Annotated in this window: 1 protein-coding gene, 1 tRNA gene and 1 pseudogene; 1 reads left to right on the forward strand and 2 read right to left on the reverse strand. The window is 74.7% G+C overall.

Annotated features, from left to right (window positions below):
- A pseudogene (locus HW578_RS25960) lies at positions 1–272 on the reverse strand (hypothetical protein); the annotation flags it as partial.
- Between the two features lie 175 nt (positions 273–447).
- Here HW578_RS25960 and HW578_RS25965 point away from each other — a divergent pair.
- Positions 448–519 (forward strand) — tRNA-Thr (locus HW578_RS25965).
- 259 nt (positions 520–778) lie between these two features.
- On the opposite strand, the gene HW578_RS25970 is transcribed toward HW578_RS25965, so the two are convergent.
- A complete protein-coding gene (locus tag HW578_RS25970) occupies positions 779–1,717 on the reverse strand; it encodes a glycosyltransferase (protein ID WP_198373600.1) in 939 nt (312 codons plus the stop codon).
- Between the last annotated feature and the right edge of the window lie 254 nt (positions 1,718–1,971).

Genomic DNA, 1,971 nt, shown 5'->3' on the forward strand with positions numbered 1-1,971 from the left:
GGAACCTCCAGCGGCGCGGGCGGCGGCGGCGGTGCTGGCGGCGCGCCAAGGAGCGGGGCGGGGCCTTCCTCCGGCGCCTCGGCACCGCGTGGCGCCTGGTCGGACCCGCCCTGGAACACCACCGCGAAGGTCGGCGGCGGCAGTTCGTCCGGCCCGCGCCGGCTGCGCGGGTCGAGGTCGAGCACCAGCGCCGCCACGACCAGCCCGTGCAGCAGCACCGAGACCAGCGCGGCGACCCCCATCTCCGGCGCGCGCCGGCGGCGCGGCGCCATCGGGCCCCAGGGCAGGGGTTCCGAGGCGGCGGCCGGGGCCGGCGGTGGGTGACGGTCTCGGGGCGAAAGGCGCATCGACGGGTCCGGGGGCCCTCGGGAGATGGGGGCGGCCCGGCCGAATCGGAGTCGGGATCGGGTTGCCGCGGAAAGCGCCTCTGCTACACCAAAGGACGGCGCCGGGTTAGCACAGTGGTAGTGCAGCTGATTTGTAATCAGAAGGTCGGGGGTTCAAATCCCTCACCCGGCATGTCCTGCTGCCGCTGGCCGCACCTGTCGGGCGGCGGTCCCGCGGTCTGCCGGATGGGCGCGGCGCGTGCAGCGGACGCCGGGCATCCATGAGCAGCCCGCGCAGGCAGGCCAGCTCGCGCTGCCAGATACCTCGAGGCCCCGGCGGGCGGGCCGTCGTCGCCAGCGCCGCGGACTGGGACACGGGCGGCGACGCTGGTCGTCTTCAGCACCCTGCGGCCTGCCCGCCCCGCGCTCGTGCCGAACTCCGCCGCTCCGCCTCAGCCCCCCTCGCCACGCGGTGGCGGCTGCGCCAGGTAGGCTAGGTGCTTCGCCTCCAGCCGCCCGCGCGAGACGGTGTCCAGGATCAGCCCGCAGGCCAGCGACAGGAAGGACAGCACCACCATCCCGGTCGCTAGGATCGCGGTGGGGAAGCGCGGCACCAGGCCGGTTTCGACATAGGTCACGAACAGCGGCGCGGCGAGCAGCAGCGCCCCCGCCAGCAGCGCCAGGGCGACGCTCGAGAAGAAGGCCAGCGGCCGCTCGCGCTGCACCAGCAGCACGATGGTGCGTAGGATCAGGAAGCCGTCGCGGAAGGTGCGCAGCTTGCTCGCCGACCCGGCCGGGCGTTCCTTGTAGCGGGTGCGAATCTCGCCGACCGGCAGGCGCAGTTCCAGCGCATGCACGGTGAACTCGGTCTCGGTCTCGAAGCCGCCGGACAGCGCCGGGAAGGACTTCACGAAGCGGCGCGAGAAGGCGCGGTAGCCCGACAGCATGTCGGAGATGCGGTCGCCGAACACCCAGCGCACCATGCGGGTCAGCACCACATTGCCAAGGCGATGCCCTGGGCGATAGGCGCCCGCCGCCTCGCTGCCGGTCACGCGCGCCGCGGTGACCATGTCGAGCCGGTCCTCGAGCAGCATCGCCACCATGCGCGGCGCGGCGGCGGCCTCGTAGGTGTCATCGCCGTCCACCAGCACGTACACGTCGGCGTCGATGTCGGCGAACATGCGCCGGACCACGTTGCCCTTGCCCTGCAGCGCCTCGCGCCGGACCACCGCGCCGGCCGCCGCCGCCACCTCGCGCGTCGCGTCGGTGGAGTTGTTGTCGAAGACATGGATCGTCGCCTGCGGCAGCGCGGCGCGGAACTCGGCGACGACGCGGCCGATCGCGACGGCCTCGTTGTGGCAGGGGATCAGGACGGCGATGCGCGGCGTCACGGGGCACCTGTCGGGCTGGGCTGCACGGCCCGCCCGGCCCCGCGCCCTGCGGCACTGGCCCCGGGGACACGGGCGCGTGTGGCAACGCCGTGCCGCCGCCTCTACAGCCCGCCCGCCCGCGCGTCGATGGGCTCGAGGCACGTGGCGGCCTGGACCACCGCCGCACCCTGCAGCCGCAGAAGCCCGTCCGGGCCCAGCGCGAAGCGCCGCCGCCCGTCGGGCAGGGGCTCGCCCGGCGGCAGTGTCTCGCCGGC

This window comes from Roseomonas rosulenta (assembly GCF_016106005.1).
Classification (GTDB): domain Bacteria; phylum Pseudomonadota; class Alphaproteobacteria; order Acetobacterales; family Acetobacteraceae; genus Neoroseomonas; species Neoroseomonas rosulenta.